12 protein-coding genes are annotated in these 15,016 nt (G+C 57.0%); 5 read left to right on the top strand and 7 right to left on the bottom strand.

Going from position 1 to position 15,016, the window contains the following annotated elements; genetic code table 11:
- Window positions 1-106: 106 nt before the first annotated feature.
- Window positions 107-1,132 carry an AraC family transcriptional regulator gene (locus tag AB7M26_RS19515; RefSeq protein ID WP_123494917.1) on the bottom strand — a complete coding sequence of 342 codons (1,026 nt, stop codon included), beginning with the start codon at window positions 1,130-1,132 and terminating at the stop codon, window positions 107-109.
- A 131-nt stretch (window positions 1,133-1,263) separates the two neighbouring features.
- On the opposite strand from AB7M26_RS19515, the gene AB7M26_RS19510 reads away from it, so the two are divergent.
- The 3 genes from AB7M26_RS19510 to AB7M26_RS19500 are packed head-to-tail and all read left to right on the top strand — an operon-like array spanning window position 1,264 to window position 3,953.
- A complete protein-coding gene (locus AB7M26_RS19510) occupies window positions 1,264-2,448 on the top strand; it encodes an acetyl-CoA C-acyltransferase family protein (protein WP_095631998.1) in 1,185 nt (394 codons plus the stop codon).
- A gap of 13 nt (window positions 2,449-2,461) precedes the next feature.
- On the top strand, window positions 2,462-3,313 hold the full coding sequence (locus AB7M26_RS19505; protein ID WP_123494918.1) for a 3-hydroxybutyryl-CoA dehydrogenase: 852 nt from the start codon (window positions 2,462-2,464) through the stop codon (window positions 3,311-3,313).
- Window positions 3,300-3,953 carry a TetR/AcrR family transcriptional regulator gene (locus tag AB7M26_RS19500; RefSeq protein ID WP_123494919.1) on the top strand — a complete coding sequence of 218 codons (654 nt, stop codon included), beginning with the start codon at window positions 3,300-3,302 and terminating at the stop codon, window positions 3,951-3,953. The genes AB7M26_RS19505 and AB7M26_RS19500 overlap by 14 nt, the downstream gene beginning before the upstream one ends.
- A 121-nt stretch (window positions 3,954-4,074) precedes the next feature.
- On the opposite strand, the gene AB7M26_RS19495 is transcribed toward AB7M26_RS19500, so the two are convergent.
- The 4 genes from AB7M26_RS19495 to gabP all read right to left on the bottom strand — a co-directional run bounded on the left by AB7M26_RS19495 (window position 4,075) and on the right by gabP (window position 9,283).
- A complete protein-coding gene (locus AB7M26_RS19495) occupies window positions 4,075-5,310 on the bottom strand; it encodes a saccharopine dehydrogenase family protein (protein ID WP_033036557.1) in 1,236 nt (411 codons plus the stop codon).
- Between the two features lie 27 nt (window positions 5,311-5,337).
- Window positions 5,338-6,435: a carboxynorspermidine decarboxylase gene (gene nspC, locus AB7M26_RS19490; protein WP_123495401.1), complete on the bottom strand. Its 1,098-nt coding sequence runs from the start codon at window positions 6,433-6,435 to the stop codon at window positions 5,338-5,340.
- 237 nt (window positions 6,436-6,672) lie between these two features.
- Window positions 6,673-7,764, bottom strand: a complete 1,092-nt coding sequence (gbdR, locus tag AB7M26_RS19485) for a choline metabolism transcriptional regulator GbdR (RefSeq protein WP_123494921.1) — start codon at window positions 7,762-7,764, stop codon at window positions 6,673-6,675.
- A 112-nt stretch (window positions 7,765-7,876) separates the two neighbouring features.
- The gene (gene gabP / locus AB7M26_RS19480) at window positions 7,877-9,283 is read right to left on the bottom strand and encodes a GABA permease (RefSeq protein ID WP_123494922.1); all 1,407 of its coding nucleotides are present in this window, start codon (window positions 9,281-9,283) and stop codon (window positions 7,877-7,879) included.
- 430 nt (window positions 9,284-9,713) lie between these two features.
- Between gabP and AB7M26_RS19475 the strand changes: the two genes are divergently transcribed.
- Window positions 9,714-10,403, top strand: a complete 690-nt coding sequence (locus AB7M26_RS19475) for an SOS response-associated peptidase family protein (RefSeq protein ID WP_123494923.1) — start codon at window positions 9,714-9,716, stop codon at window positions 10,401-10,403.
- 248 nt (window positions 10,404-10,651) lie between these two features.
- Here AB7M26_RS19475 and AB7M26_RS19470 read toward each other — a convergent pair whose 3' ends face one another.
- Window positions 10,652-11,416, bottom strand: coding sequence for a tetratricopeptide repeat protein (locus tag AB7M26_RS19470; RefSeq protein ID WP_123494924.1), 765 nt, complete (start codon window positions 11,414-11,416; stop codon window positions 10,652-10,654).
- A 1,274-nt stretch (window positions 11,417-12,690) separates the two neighbouring features.
- Here AB7M26_RS19470 and AB7M26_RS19465 point away from each other — a divergent pair.
- Window positions 12,691-13,113, top strand: a complete 423-nt coding sequence (locus tag AB7M26_RS19465; RefSeq protein WP_429385790.1) for a hypothetical protein — start codon at window positions 12,691-12,693, stop codon at window positions 13,111-13,113.
- Between the two features lie 244 nt (window positions 13,114-13,357).
- Here the strand turns inward: AB7M26_RS19465 and AB7M26_RS19460 are convergent, their stop codons facing one another.
- Window positions 13,358-14,884 carry an MFS transporter gene (locus AB7M26_RS19460; protein ID WP_123494927.1) on the bottom strand — a complete coding sequence of 509 codons (1,527 nt, stop codon included), beginning with the start codon at window positions 14,882-14,884 and terminating at the stop codon, window positions 13,358-13,360.
- Between the last annotated feature and the right edge of the window lie 132 nt (window positions 14,885-15,016).

Raw genomic sequence — 15,016 nt, 5'->3', positions numbered from 1 at the left:
CGGCACTAAAAAACAGGACTTTGAAAGCTGACCTCTTGATAGGCATGCTACAAGCCCTGAGCACATCGATTAAGATCAAAAATCCGCATGGACTGCTGAGCGCAATTCATGAATCAGTTGCCTCCGATGTCTGAAACCGCGCCCGATACCGCCCCGGGCTCTCCCCTGTCCACTTCTTGAACGCGCGATGGAACGCACTCGGCTCCTGAAACCCCAACTGCTCGGCAATATCGCTGATGCTCGCCTTGCTCTGGCGCAACCGTTCAAACGCCACCGCGCGCCGCACTTCATCCTTGATCTCCTGATACGAACAGCCTTCACGTCCCAGTTTGCGGCGAAAGGTGCTGGGGCTCAGGTGCTGTTCCAGGGCGAAGGCTTGTAAGGTCGGCCATTCGCTGTAATGACTGTGGCGCAGACGCTGATGAACCTGCGAGGTCAGCCCATGCTGGTTGCGGAAGCGGATCACCAGCCATTGCGGTGCGGTGCGTAAAAACACTTTCAGCGAAGCAAGGTCTTGAATCACCGGCAGGCGCAGGTAGTGACTGGCGAACTCGATTTCAGTGCGTTCGGTGCCAAAGGTCAGGTTGGGCCCCCAGAGCATGGCATCATCACGCAGCGACAAACGCTGATGACGAAAGTCCGCACGATCGATCGGAATGCGCCGCCCACCCAGCCAGCACAGCAGGCTGATCATCAACACCAGAAACGTTTCTTCGCCCAACCGGCTGACCTCGCTGTTCTGCGCACGGGTCTGCAAGCTGATGACCGCACGCTTGCCACGCACGCTCAACGTGCCGCGAAAATCACTCAGGAACAGGGCGAAATTGGCCAGGCACTGACGCATGGCTTTTTCCAGCGTTGGCTCCTGAATCAATGCCCGACAGATCAAGGCAAAACTGCCCGGCGGCATTCCATGGGAGTCCAACTGGAAAAATTCGTCGTTCAACTCACGAATCTGCACCAGCCACAACGCGGCGAAAGCCGTGGCCGGCACCCGTGCCGTCGGCTGGTCCATCAGTGCCGGATCAATTCCCACTTGTTCAAGCACTGACCGCAGACGCTGCGGTTCTTCACGTAGTGCATGGATCATGGGGTACATGAAGTAAACCGCCACCGAATCCGTTTCCCGCATTTGAATGCCTCTCTCGTCACATCTGAATATGGCAAAAAACGCCATCACCCTTGAACAGTTTTGGCATAGGCCAGTGGCGCTGCTGATTCTAGACTCGTGCCCAACAAAAAAGACCTATTCAGAGAGCCAACATGAACCATTCCGATATTTTTGTAGTGAGCGCCGTTCGTTCTGCCATCGGCAGTTTTGGCGGTTCACTCAAGGATGTGCCACCTATTCAGTTGGCAACTGACGTTTGCCGCGCCGCCATCGAACGTTCAGGCCTGGCGCCCGAGCACATCGGTCATGCAGTGATGGGACATGTGATCCCGACCGAGGCACGCGATGCCTACATCTCCCGAGCCGTAGCGATCAATGCCGGCCTGACGAAAGAGACGCCTGCCTTCAACGTCAACCGCCTGTGCGGTTCGGGTTTGCAGGCGATTGTCAGTGCCGCGCAAAGTTTGATGCTGGGGGATGCGGGCGCTGCACTGGCAGGCGGCGTCGAGTCCATGAGCCGAGGCGCGTACTTGTTGCCGCAGGCGCGCTGGGGCGCACGCATGGGCGACATGCAGGCCATCGACTACATGCTTGGGGTACTGCAAGACCCGTTTGCCGGTTTCCACATGGGTATCACCGCTGAAAATATCGCCGAGCACTATGGCATCACGCGTCAGGCCCAGGATGAATTGGCGCTGCTCAGCCAGCAGCGTGCTGCCCGGGCGATTGCCGAAGGGCGTTTTGCCGGGCAGATCGTGCCGATCGAAATTGAAACCCGCAAAGGAACGGTTACGTTTGCGACGGATGAGCATGTGCGGGCCGAGGTCAATGCCGAGCAATTGAGCCGTATGAAACCCGCCTTCAAAAAGGACGGTAGCGTCACCGCCGGCAACGCGTCCGGCCTCAATGATGGTGCCGGCGCACTGATCATGGCCACGGGCCAGACTGTTCAGGAACAAGGCCTCAAGCCTATGGCCCGACTGGTCGGTTATGCCCACGCAGGCGTTGAACCGTCGATGATGGGACTGGGACCGATTCCCGCCACCCGCCTGGTGCTCAAGCGCGCCGGCCTGACCGTTGCCGACCTTGATGTGATCGAGTCCAACGAAGCCTTCGCGGCCCAAGCCTGTGCCGTAGCGCAAGAACTGGGCTTCGATCCACAGAAGGTCAACCCCAACGGTTCGGGCATCTCGCTGGGCCATCCGGTGGGCGCCACTGGCGCGATCATCGCCACCAAAGCGATTCACGAACTGCATCGCTGCCAAGGCCGTTATGCCCTGGCGACCATGTGCATCGGCGGCGGCCAAGGCATCGCCGTGTTGTTCGAGCGGGTTTGATAAGGACATGCGCATGAATCTTCAGAACATTGGCGTCATCGGCGCCGGCACCATGGGCAATGGCATCGCGCAAGTCTGCGCCCTGGCCGGTTTCAACGTGACTTTGATCGACATTGCCGAGAGTGCCTTGCAAAAGGCAATCGCGACCGTCGATAAAAACCTTGATCGGCAGGTCGCCAAAAACACGCTGACGCCTGAGCAAAAGCTCGCTGCCCTCGACAAGATTCGCACCAGCACCGACTACAACAGCCTGCAAAACGTGCAACTGGTGATCGAAGCCGCCACCGAAAACCTCGACCTGAAACTGCGCTTGCTGCAACAAATCGCCGCGCAAGTCAGCGCTGACTGCGTGATCGCCTCCAACACGTCGTCGCTGTCCATTACCCAGCTCGCCGCCAGCGTGAGCCAGCCTGAACGTTTCATCGGTCTGCACTTTTTCAATCCGGTGCCGGTGATGGGCCTGATCGAAGTGATTCGTGGCCTGCAAACCAGCGATGCCACCCACGCCCTGGCGCTGGACATGGCGACCACACTCGGTAAAACCGCGATCACCGCCGGCAACCGTCCGGGTTTCGTGGTCAACCGGATTCTGGTGCCGATGATCAATGAAGCGATCCTGGTGTTTCAGGAAGGCCTGGCCAGCGTCGACGACATCGATGCCGGCATGCGCCTGGGCTGCAATCAGCCGATCGGCCCGCTGGCGTTGGCGGACCTGATTGGCCTGGACACCGTGCTGGCAATCCTTGAAGCCTTCTATGACGGCTTCAACGACAGCAAATACCGCCCCGCTCCGCTGCTCAAGGAAATGGTCGCCGCCGGTTACCTGGGACGCAAAACGGGGCGTGGCTTCCATGCCTATGCCTGAGCGGTGCTCACGCTTCGCCGAATACCGGGACAAGGTGCTGGAGCTCTTTGCCAGCAAGGGTTTCGGTCAAGTCGGCATGCGTGAGCTCGCGACCTGCCTGGGGCTCGCTCCAGGCTCGCTGTATCACCATTACCCCAGCAAGCAGCACCTGCTGCTCGACCTGATTGAGGAGTTTTACGAAGAGCTGCTGGCCACTTTGGGGCGCATCGAACAAACGGCCCCGGCAAAACGCGACAGACTCAATCAATTGATTCGCGCGCACCTGAATCTACATCAGGAAATGCCCTGGCATTTTCGTCTGGTGGAGCGCGACAGCGGCTGCCTGAATGAAGAGCAGCAGCAACGGGTCCGGCAGCTGCGCGAGCAGTACGAACGCAAGTTGCTGCTGATACTGCGCATCCGCCCCCGGTTCAGTGAACAGGGCGTGTTGGCCGTCGGTCATGCCATTGCCGCCCTGCTCAACAGCGCGCCCAGTTGGCTGACGCACTATTCGCTGGATGAACAAGAGCGCGATAATCTGCTGGAAAACATGGTGAGTGGTGCCATCGAGCGATTACTGGCGCCAGGTGATAAGCCGCGCCTGGCCAGTGTGATCAAAAAACAGGACGTGTATCCACGGTCGCAAGAGCCCATGCAATAAAATCCCGCACCGGGATTGGCACAACAGATGACGCACAAACAAAAACGCCGCTCAATGAGCGGCGTTTTTGTGTTTGGAGCGAAATACAAGATTCACCTGTATTTCGCACGCCTCAGGCGTTTCAGCTCCAGGGACGGTCTCCATTCTCGTCCTTGATGCGGGTCGGCAGACCCATCACATCCAGCGCCTTGAGGAACGGCTCGGCCGGTAGCTCCTCGACGTTGGCCATGCGTTGCACATCCCATTCGCCACGGGCGACCAACAGGGCGGCCGCCACAGGTGGCACGCCAGCGGTATAGGAAATGCCCTGGCTGTCGGTTTCGGCAAAGGCTTCTTCGTGGTCGGCGACGTTGTAGATGAACACTTCGCGCGGCTGGCCATCCTTGGTGCCTTTGACCAGGTCACCGATGCAAGTCTTGCCGGTGTAGCCGGGCGCCAGCGAGCTCGGATCAGGGAGCACGGCCTTGACCACTTTCAGCGGCACGACTTCCAGGCCTTCAGCGGTTTTGACCGGTTGCTCGGAGAGCAGGCCGAGGTTCTTGAGTACGGTGAACACATTGATGTAGTGCTCGCCAAAGCTCATCCAGAAACGCACGTTGGGCACGCCGAGGTTCTTGGACAGGGAGTGCACTTCATCGTGGCCGGTCAGGTACAGGTTCTGCGCCCCTACGACTGGCAGGTCATCGGTGCGTTTGACTTCGAACATAGTGTTGCTGGTCCACTGACTGTTCTGCCAGCTCCACACTTGTCCGGTGAATTCGCGGAAGTTGATTTCCGGATCGAAATTGGTGGCGAAATACTTGCCATGGGAGCCGGCATTGACGTCGAGAATGTCGATCGAATCAATACGGTCGAAATACTGTTGTTGCGCCAACGCTGCATAGGCGTTGACCACACCCGGGTCGAAGCCCACACCGAGGATCGCGGTGATGTTCTTCTCTTTGCATTCCTCGAGGTGCTTCCACTCGTAGTTGCCGTACCAGGGCGGCGTCTCGCAGATTTTGCCCGGTTCTTCGTGAATGGCGGTGTCCAGGTAGGCCACGCCGGTATCGATGCAGGCACGCAGCACCGACATGTTGAGGAAGGCAGAACCAACGTTGATGACGATCTGCGATCCGGTTTCGCGGATCAGCGCCTTGGTCGCCTCGACATCCATAGCGTTCAGCGAGAAGGCTTTGATGTCGGCGGGCTCTTTGAGGCTGCCCTTGGCCTTGACGCTATCGATGATGGCCTGGCATTTGGAGATGTTGCGCGACGCGATAGCAATACGACCGAGTTCATCGTTGTGCTGCGCGCACTTGTGGGCCACCACCTTGGCGACACCTCCTGCACCAATGATAAGCACGTTCTTCTTCAATTTTTCTCTCTCTCCTTCTCTGCCAGCTTACGAAAGGCTGGACATGTAGTCGTTGAAACCAAACTCACGAACCAACTCGACACTACCGTCGAGTTGTTTCACTACGATGGACGGCATTTTCAGGCCGTTGAACCAGTTCTTCTTGACCATGGTGTAACCCGCCGCGTCGACGAACGACAGCCGATCACCGATGGCCAAGGGACGATCAAATTGATACTCGCCGAAAATGTCGCCGGCCAGGCAGGATTTGCCGCACACCATGTAGGTGTGTTCGCCCGCGCTGGGCGCCAGCTTGGCATTCAGGCGATAGATCAGCAGATCGAGCATATGCGCCTCGATGGAGCTGTCCACGACGGCCAGGTGCTTGCCATTGTAGAGAGTGTCGAGCACGGTGACTTCCAGCGAGGCGCTCTGAGTAATGGCGGCTTCGCCCGGCTCCAGGTAGACCTGCACACCGTATTTCTGCGAGAAGGCCTTGAGCCGCGCGCAGAACTCGTCGATCGCGTAGCCTTCACCGGTGAAGTGAATGCCGCCGCCCAGGCTGACCCAGTCGACCTTGTGCAGCAGATGGCCGAACCGCTCTTCGATGGTGCTCAACATTTGGTCGAACAGGCCGAAGTCGGCGTTCTCGCAGTTGTTGTGGAACATGAAACCCGAGATTTGCTCGATGACTTGCTCGATCTTCACCGGATCCCACTCACCCAGACGGCTGAACGGCCGCGCCGGATCGGCCAGCAGGTAATCCGAGCTGCTCACCTGCGGATTGACCCGCAGACCGCGCACCTTGCCGGCTGAAGCCTCGGCGTAGCGCTGCAGCTGACCGATGGAGTTGAAGATGATCTTGTCGCAGTTGTCGAGCATCTCCTCGATCTCGTCGTCGGCCCAGGCCACGCTGTAGGCATGGGTCTCGCCAGCGAACTTCTGTCGACCGAGCTTGAGCTCGTAGAGCGACGACGACGTAGTGCCGTCCATGTATTGCTGCATCAGGTCGAACACTGACCAGGTGGCGAAGCACTTGAGTGCCAGCAGGGCCTTGGCCCCGGACTGTTCGCGCACATAAGCGATCTTCTGCATGTTCGCCAGCAGCTTTTGTTTGTCGATGAGGTAGTACGGCGTCTTGATCATTTCGAGGCCTCCGGCAAGGCCAGCCAAAAAAAGGATGCGCATTGTGCCTTCACTGGCAACTTATCGAAAGAGCAGAGAGCGCAGTTTGCCGAGCCGTCCTTGATTGGATCCAGAAACCAGCGTCAGCGGCAGCTCAAACGGCGGCTGCTTTCTCGAACACAATGCGATACTTCATCGCTCGGGAAGTATCGACGCTATTTCGGTTTCAGATGCTGACTTTATTGCGTACCGGATCGTTCAGGGTTTCAGAATTTTGATACTGGCGAACGTTGATTCATCACGAGCCTGATCCAGCAAACTCATCGGCCTTGCCATTGGCAATGCCTGTACAACCGGCCTTGATGTCACTTGCGGTTGCGTTTGCGTCGCCAAGCGCTCATCGCTGGGTGGAATGCCGAAATACTCGCGATAGCACTTTGAAAAATGGGGTGTGGACACAAAGCCACACACCACCGACAACTCTACTATCGAAATCGGCGTTTGCTTGAGTAACTGACGAGCGCGGATCAGACGCAGCTTGAGGTAGTAGCGTGATGGGGAGGAATGCAGGTATTTCTGGAATAACCGCTCCAGCTGTCGACGGGACAAACTGACATAGTTAGCCAGTTCGTCGAGGTCGATCGGCTCTTCCAGATTGGCCTCCATCAAGGCGACGATTTCCTGCAATTTCGGTTGGTGGGTACCGAGCATGTGTTTAAGGGGCACCCGTTGATGATCTTGTTCGTTGCGGATTCGCTCGTAGACGAACATGTCGGAGATGGCCGCTGACAGTTCATGACCATGATCGCGACTGATCAGGTGCAGCATCATGTCCATTGGCGCGGTGCCACCGGAGCTGGTGAAGCGGTCTCGGTCAAGGGTGAATAGACTGGAGCTGAGGTTCACTCGCGGAAAAGCTTCCTGCATGGCCGCCAGAAACTCCCAGTGCACGCTGCAATCGAAGCCATCGAGCAAGCCTGCCTGGGCCAAGGCCCAACTCCCTGTGCACACGCCCCCTATCCGCTTCGCGCGCCGCGCCTGGGCTCGCAACCAGGTAACGTGCTCCCGGGTCACCGCGCTTTGAATGCCAATGCCACCGCAGACGATCACGGTATCCAGTATCGGTGCGTTATTGATCGCCGCATCCGGAGTGATCGGCATGCCATCGCTCGCCCACACCCGCTCGCCCCCCAAGCTGAAGGTGTGCCAGCGGTACAGCTCTTGTCCGGTCAACTGATTGGCCATTCGCAGAGGCTCAATGGCAGATGCCAAAGAGATCAGCGTGAACTGGTCCAGCAGCAAAAAACCAATGGTTTGCAGAGGAATGGCCTTGGAGGTGTTGTATGCCATCGATGTTTTTCTCGCAGTGAGCGGTAATGGCCCGTGGCGCTGGCGGCGTTAACCGCCCCGCCACTGCTGGCGCACTGAAAAGATCGCAAGCAGGTTTATGCTGATATGGCTGCTATGCACTTTCCGCCGACACTGCACTGCGCGGCTGCCCATGCTGACGCGCGGTCACAAGGCCGATAAAGGAAATCACCAGCGCCAGACCGATGGTCGAAGAAACTTCCATACGGTGCTCGGGCGTCACCATCATCACCGCCAACGCTGCGCAGATGAAGGCGATGACCAACCAGGTAAGCCAGGGGAACAACCACATTTTGAAGGTCAGCGTGACATTCTGCCGCCGCAGAATCTTGCGCATGCGCAGTTGCGACACTGCGATAGCCAGGTACACCAGCAAGGCAATGGCGCCGGAGCTGGCGAGCAGGAACTGAAACAGTCCGGCGGGCATGAAGTAGCTGAACAAGGTCACGCCGGCTCCCAGTACGGTGCTGGCGATCACTGCAGCCCTCGGCACGCCACACGACGACGTCACCTTCAGCGGCTTCGGTGCATCACCGCGCTTGCCCAGCGAAAACAACATGCGCGAGGCAATATAGATCGACGAGTTCATGCAGCTGGCCACGGCAATCAACACCACCACATCTACCATTAACTTGGCATGGGGAATGTTCATCAGCTCCAACGCTCGCTGATAAGAGCCCACCGACGCCAGCAACGGATCATTCCAGGGCACCACGGAAATGACCACGAAAATGGACAGCAGGTAGAACACCCCGATCCGCCAGATCACCGAGCGTGTGGCTTTGGCGATGTTCTGCGCCGGGTTGCTGGATTCGGCAGCGGCAATGGTCACCGCTTCTGTACCGATGAAGCTGAACATGATGGTGATGAATGCCCCCACAACCGCGGACAAACCGTTGGGCGCGAAACCGCCATGTTCCTCCATAAGTCGACTCAACCCGCTGGCTTCGCGCTCAGGAATCCAACCCATCAACACCGCAAAACCAAGACCGATAAAGCCGATGATCGCCACGACCTTGGCCATCGCAAACCAGAATTCGAACTCGCCGTATTTGGACACGCTGAACAGGTTAGTCACGACCAACAGGATGATCGACGTCAAGGCAAACAACCAGGTATCGATCTGCGGGAACCATTGGTTCAATACATGCCCGGCCGCGAGCGCCTCGATGGGTATCACCAGCACCCAGAACCACCAATAGAGCCAGCCGATGGTGAAGCCTGCCCAACGCCCGATTGCCTGGTCGGCGTAGGTAGAGAAAGATCCGGTGTCCGGGTTGGCAACCGCCATTTCGCCCAGCATGCGCATGACCAGAACGACCAAAAGGCCGGAAAACAGATAAGCCAGCAATACCGCCGGCCCCGCCGCAGCGATGGCATGTCCGGAGCCAACAAACAAACCTGCGCCGATAATCCCCGCGATAGAAAGCATTGTGACGTGACGCGGTTTGAAACCCTGCGCCAACTGACCGTTCGAATCTCTGGAGTTCAGGTTATTCATTGTTTTTTTTTGTTCTCTGGTGATCGACGTTAGGCGTACTGACTGAGGGTCAGGCGATCATCATTTTTCCCTGTTGCCGCGTCTCGAACGCGGCGCACCTCAACGCTCCGGAGTTTCTAAATCAAGCATCACAGCCGCACCCGACCATGAAGTGACGCGCCACCTTACGCGTCTTGACTTGGAAGCCAGTAGCCCGAGTGCGCCACTGACGAGTCTGATTTCGACACGCGTTGCGCGTATCGCGTGTGGTGCATTACCCGAAAAAAAGAGACCGAAGCTGGCCATTGCCACTCAGCAATATAGGAATCGGCCTATGGCTCAGTGCGCGCCACACCCCAAACCGATGTTCGGGTCGACACTGAGACAAGGTTTCCTCATCAAGCCGCCAGCTTCTGGACTACGCTGAAAACACAACCGGAGGCTTCCAACTATGTGCGGACGTCTTTCCCAGTACCGAGGCATTCATGACTTTGTCGCGGCGCTCAACATTCCAAACGCATTGATCAACTATGCAGGAGACCAGCCTTTAGAGCTCTACAACGTCGCTCCATCCGCTCAGCTCGCCCTCTTCCACCAAGAAGGTCAGTTTATGCGAGCCGACAGGGTGCGCTGGGGATGGCGGCCACGCTGGGCAATGGAGCATGCCGCGCCGATCAAGGTCCGAGTAGACGGAGTTGCCCATAATCCATTCTTCAGAACGATATGGCCGCATCGGGCGATCATCGCGATCGACAACTGGTTTGAATGGGTGGACGAAGGTGGAGCGAAAACACAGCCTTATCTGATCCGGCGCAAGGATCGCGCTCCAATCTTCTGCACCGCGATAGGCCAGTACCCCACCGCCGAGCATGCACCGGAAGCGCATGACGGCTTCGTGTTCATCAGCGCCGACAGCAAGGGCGGCGTGGTGGATATACACGACTGGCAGCCAGTAACGCTCAATCCCGAACTGTCGCGGGAATGGCTGAGCCCAGCAACCTCGGAAAAGCGCGCGGAGCAAATAATGCTATTACAGTGGGAACCGCCGGAGGCTTTCGAGTGGTTCAGGGTCGACCGCGCTATCGGTGATATCCGCAACCAGCAAAGCGGCCTGATCAATCCCAGCGATCCGCTTATCTGAGTTCCTGCTGATTCTATAAACTATCGCATCTGGTAGTGCTCGGCAGCGTGCATTGCCAAGTAGGCTTTGAGGTTTTCGTCACTTATACCCAAGGTGCACAAGATTTTAGCCATGAAACTGACCGGAGCAGCACCTGGAGCTGTAACTACGCGCTTATCAGCTACCGCATAGGGGACATCCTGATAGTAAGCCGCTCCACCAGCTGAAAAACGAGCCGAAACAGTCAGTCGACCCGGGACACCAGAAACTCAGCCATGCACCAGGTAGGCCCCTGACGGAACCCGATATCGCAGCTTCTTGCATTTGCCCGGTGCAGGCTGATGCCCCGGCGGACGATCAGGAAACCAGATTCGGCATTTACCCGGAGGCGGCATATGGCCACGGGGAATCTCAACCTCACCGTACGAAGGCTCTGGCTCGACATTAGCCATTTGCAATTGTCCTTCGGGCCCGGCTCTGCCAGCCATCGGTGTATCCGAAACCCGATTTGCCTCTACGCGAGTGAAGTTGTCAGCGTCGCGCCCAGTGTTCTGAGTGGATTGCTCAACAACCGCCATTTCCGCTTCGCGGCGCCTTTGGCTCTCCTCTGCCAACCCCTTCTGTACTGCGACCAGGTTCTCTTTGGTATTGGGTGGGGTACTCGAAGACTGGGCCTGCTGCGCCGCCTGGATCAATTGGAAGTTGCGGTTGCGCAATTCGACGTTGCGACCCACCCGCATGTTCGAGCGCACCGCCAAGGTTTCAGCCTGCTGGTACTGCCCCTGCTGAAGACGCAACACACCGAGATAATGCAGCGTCGCGGGATTGTTCGGCTGGATATGCAGGGCACGCTCCAGCGTGGCAGCGGCCTGATCCAGTTGGCCATTTTCATACTGCCGCGAGGCGGTTTCGATCAGGGTCGTTGATGCGCTGTTGCTTTGCGCGGGCGCTCTTCGCTCGGCAGCAAACGAACAAAGCGACGTGACGGCGCAGAACACCAGAATGAGACCCGGCAAAAAACTCTTGGTTGGCATCAGGGGGCGGACTCGAGTGAATTTGGAGGGCACTGCCGTAAAACAGACCACAGTGCTGCTCGGCAATCCAATACCGGGCCGCTATTGACCTGGCCAATACCCTGAAGTTCCTGCGGCAACGGCCGTCGCAACCAGCATCATTTTTTACCATCCCGACATCTAAGCATGAGCTATTGCTGCACTTCGCGCAGAGCAGAAAACGGCCAGAAGTGAGCATCGAGAAAGCAAACTTCAAAAATGGTCGAATACTGAGAGCGTTGGCTATTTAAGCAACGGCTCCCTAGAACTTTTCCCTATTTATCGGTCTATGTGGATAGGTACATTCGCCAGGTAAGCCCCCCCTCCGCAGGCTTCCCGCCGCCAGATGGCCACACGCCCCATTTGTCAATCAGAGGTTGTCTTCGCTCATGAAATTCCATGTCCCACGGATGGTGCTCTTCGGCCTTTTCGCGTTCGCGGCAGTGGGCTCGGCATCAGCCACACAGATGAAGACCTCAACCCCTGTTTTCGCAACTGAAGCCCCAGCCGTACAGGCTCCTGTCCAGGCCGCCGGCAACCCTTGGCCGACCTTGGCGAGTATGGCCGGCAAGCAGCCAGGGCCGTTGCTTGCCCATGACGACCGATACTGGCATGACGGCCGTTGGCATGATCGTAGGGACAATTGGCGCCGAGACGACTGGCGCAGAGATCAGTGGCGTAGAGAGCAAGCCCGCCGAGAAGCTGAACGCCATCGTGATTGGGAGCGCCACCAGGACCGGGCCATGCGGCACCGTTACAAGGACGCTCACGGTTACTATCGTCGCTAGTGCGAAGCCCTGGAACAATCCACCTGCAACACGGGGCGATACTGCCAGCCTGCAAAACCAAGACTCAAATCGGTCCGAAATAGCAGTGCTCGCCTACGTCGACGAGCTACGAATCGGATGTTTGTTCGGCGCTTCCCAAGTGAAGTCAGACCGTCCGCAATGGACCGAGGGTGTGTAAAAACGTTTTTGAGCGCAGGTACTCAAAACTGGACTCGGAATCGCGCTTCTACGCTAAATCCATATCTGCTGACGTGTCGATAAATTTCAGATTTAACGTAGACGCGCACACTTCAATTTTGGCGAAGCGTTTTTACACACTTTGGGTCGGTTGCTGCCCTTCGTGACAGGCTGCAATCCATACCCATATACGGACGTCCGCTGTGATTAATGATCTCAATTACGAATCTATTTGTTTGAGTTTCACCCGCTCGCTAGGCTATCGACATATTCGAGTAGGGAACCACTTCTATGGATGCACATTCTGTAATTGCCAGAAACTTTGTTGGGTGCGAAGCGTACGATGAAAGATCATTCATAGGACGATTGCACGAAGCAGAAACCTGGGTTCACGACGAATACTGGTTACTGGAGTGGGCACTGTACCAACTGGCAATAGAAGCAAGCTTCACCCAAGAGCTTTCTCAGAGAGTATTCGAAATATTCAGCGATTGCTTTCTGCTATTTGGATGCCACTTCGATCGCAAGGATCGCTTCAAGATTCGAAATCTCAGAAGGACCCAGGTTTACGATTTTCGTGAAAGATTCAAGATGGTTTTCGAAGGCTTTTTCGCTGAAGAAATGCCAACAACCGCTTACTTTGCCGAACCTAATCCGCTACTTGTAGAGAGCTCATGCACTGACCGCACGGGATCGGCAGCGGATGAAGCCTGAGGGATGAAAATGGAAATTGACCGCCTCCTTCAAAAGCAGCAACTGAATGTGCAAAAGTCGGCCTTGGTTTGCCCAGCAAAAAGTACGCGTCCGAGATTGAAATCTTTACTTTTGGCGGAGGTTTCCGGCCCGGATTTCACTTGGCAGTGTGCAAAAAAGGCGTTTTCACCAGTAAATGATCAGGCAGCTTGGGCAAACCGACTTTTTCAACAGAATCGGCCAAAAGCGGTCCTTCAAATTACAGTCACTGCTGAGAAGGAACGGCTTTGCTCGAACGAAAGACCAGGCAACTCGCCGCCACTAGCACCCACGCAGCAATACCGCCATACAGCATCACCCAGCCAAACCCGTGCGCCAAAGCTGCGCTGGCGACATCGACCGAAATCGTAGTCCCCTGGCCAGTCTGCGCCAACACAGCAGTGTTGCCGGCCGAAATATTCTCCGCCAGCAACCGTAGTTGCACATCATCGGGCGAGCCATTTAACTGATTGCGCAGGGAAGACAGGATGCCTTCCACCAAGATGAATCCCATAAGCGCGATGTTGATGGCAAGACTGATCATACGAGCGCTGATATCGATGCCCGATGCCATGCCAGCACGCTCACTGGGCACCGATCCGGTGGTGGTATTGGTAACCGGCGTATTGGTCAGCCCCAGTCCGATCCCGGCAATCAGGCAGCCTGGAAGCATTGTCAACCAGCTGGCCTGCGTGACACTGCTGCCCCATTTCATCAGCAGGAACCCCAGACCTATGGTGAACAAGCCTGCGGGAATCACCACGTCAGGTCGATAGCGCAGCGCCAGCCGTTCGCCTAACGGGGGGACAACCAGCGTCGGCAGCGTATAGGCCAGCAGTGCCAGGCCGGTGCCGACACTGGGGTAGCCCAGGCTATTTTGAAAGTACAGAGGCAGGTAAATCATGAATGGCCAGAAGCTGAAGTTCATGCCTGCCGACCCTAGCAAGGCACCCGAGAAGCGGCGGATCCGGAATACAGAGAAGTCGAACATCGGATCGACATAGCGTTGCTGCGCGACGACAAAGACGATGAAGCTGACCATCGCCACAACCAGGCTGGCAATGGCCGAACCGCTGGAGAAACCCACCCCCGCTCCCTGAGTGATGAACCAGGAAAGACCTAACACTGCCAGCGATAACGAAATAATGCCCAACACATCCAGCCTGCGACGCTGCGGATCGCGTGATTCGTCGACACCGGCGATTACCAGCACCAGCGCAAGCACCGCAATGGGTGCATGCACCAGGAACACCCATTCCCAACTCGACAACGCCACGATAACTGCGCCAATAATCGGACCGAACCCCAAACCGATGCCGAACACGATCCCCCAGGCACTGAAAGCTTTGCCACGCGCAGCTCCCGACTGGAATCGGTGAGACAGCACTGCCACCTGACAGATCAGCATGGCACCACCGGACATACCTTGCAGGAATCGGCTTGCGATCAACACGCTAGCGCTTTGCGCCCATCCACAGCCCAGTGAGGTAATGCCGAAAAGCACCAGGCTGATGACAAACACCCGCTTGCGCCCATACCGATCCGCCAGTGTGCCGGTGGCCATCAGCACCGTGGTGCAGGCGATAGTGTAGGCATTCATGATCCACTGCATATCTTTGAAATCGCTGCGCAAAACCGATTCAAGAGTGGGCAGGATTGCCGGTACGCTCGAGATTTCCAGGCCGAACATCAGCGAGGCCAGGCAAACAGCAGCTATTGTGAAAGCATCTTTTTGCGAAGAAGAGAACTGCATCGTGATCTTCCAGATCAAGTTGATGGGCACTGGCAAGACCGCTCTGAACATCGTCAGGGGGAGACCCGATAGCCTCGCCAGCGTCACCAGACATAACTCCAAGTGACCGGCCGCATTCTGGAAGTAATTAAA

This window comes from Pseudomonas sp. F-14 TE3482, assembly GCF_053629455.1.
Note: the sequence above shows the minus strand (reverse complement) of the source record. Positions and strands in the feature narration are given on the sequence as shown.

Bases quoted from the DNA above. Each gene is read 5' to 3' on its own strand.
- AB7M26_RS19465 (WP_429385790.1), top strand. From the start codon at position 12,691: ATGGATGCACATTCTGTAATTGCCAGAAACTTTGTTGGGTGCGAAGCG.
- gabP (WP_123494922.1), bottom strand. From the start codon at position 9,283: ATGAATAACCTGAACTCCAGAGATTCGAACGGTCAGTTGGCGCAGGGT.
- AB7M26_RS19505 (WP_123494918.1), top strand. From the start codon at position 2,462: ATGAATCTTCAGAACATTGGCGTCATCGGCGCCGGCACCATGGGCAAT.
- nspC (WP_123495401.1), bottom strand. From the start codon at position 6,435: ATGATCAAGACGCCGTACTACCTCATCGACAAACAAAAGCTGCTGGCG.
- AB7M26_RS19500 (WP_123494919.1), top strand. From the start codon at position 3,300: ATGCCTATGCCTGAGCGGTGCTCACGCTTCGCCGAATACCGGGACAAG.
- AB7M26_RS19515 (WP_123494917.1), bottom strand. From the start codon at position 1,132: ATGCGGGAAACGGATTCGGTGGCGGTTTACTTCATGTACCCCATGATC.
- gbdR (WP_123494921.1), bottom strand. From the start codon at position 7,764: ATGGCATACAACACCTCCAAGGCCATTCCTCTGCAAACCATTGGTTTT.
- AB7M26_RS19470 (WP_123494924.1), bottom strand. From the start codon at position 11,416: ATGCCAACCAAGAGTTTTTTGCCGGGTCTCATTCTGGTGTTCTGCGCC.
- AB7M26_RS19510 (WP_095631998.1), top strand. From the start codon at position 1,264: ATGAACCATTCCGATATTTTTGTAGTGAGCGCCGTTCGTTCTGCCATC.
- AB7M26_RS19475 (WP_123494923.1), top strand. From the start codon at position 9,714: ATGTGCGGACGTCTTTCCCAGTACCGAGGCATTCATGACTTTGTCGCG.
- AB7M26_RS19460 (WP_123494927.1), bottom strand. From the start codon at position 14,884: ATGCAGTTCTCTTCTTCGCAAAAAGATGCTTTCACAATAGCTGCTGTT.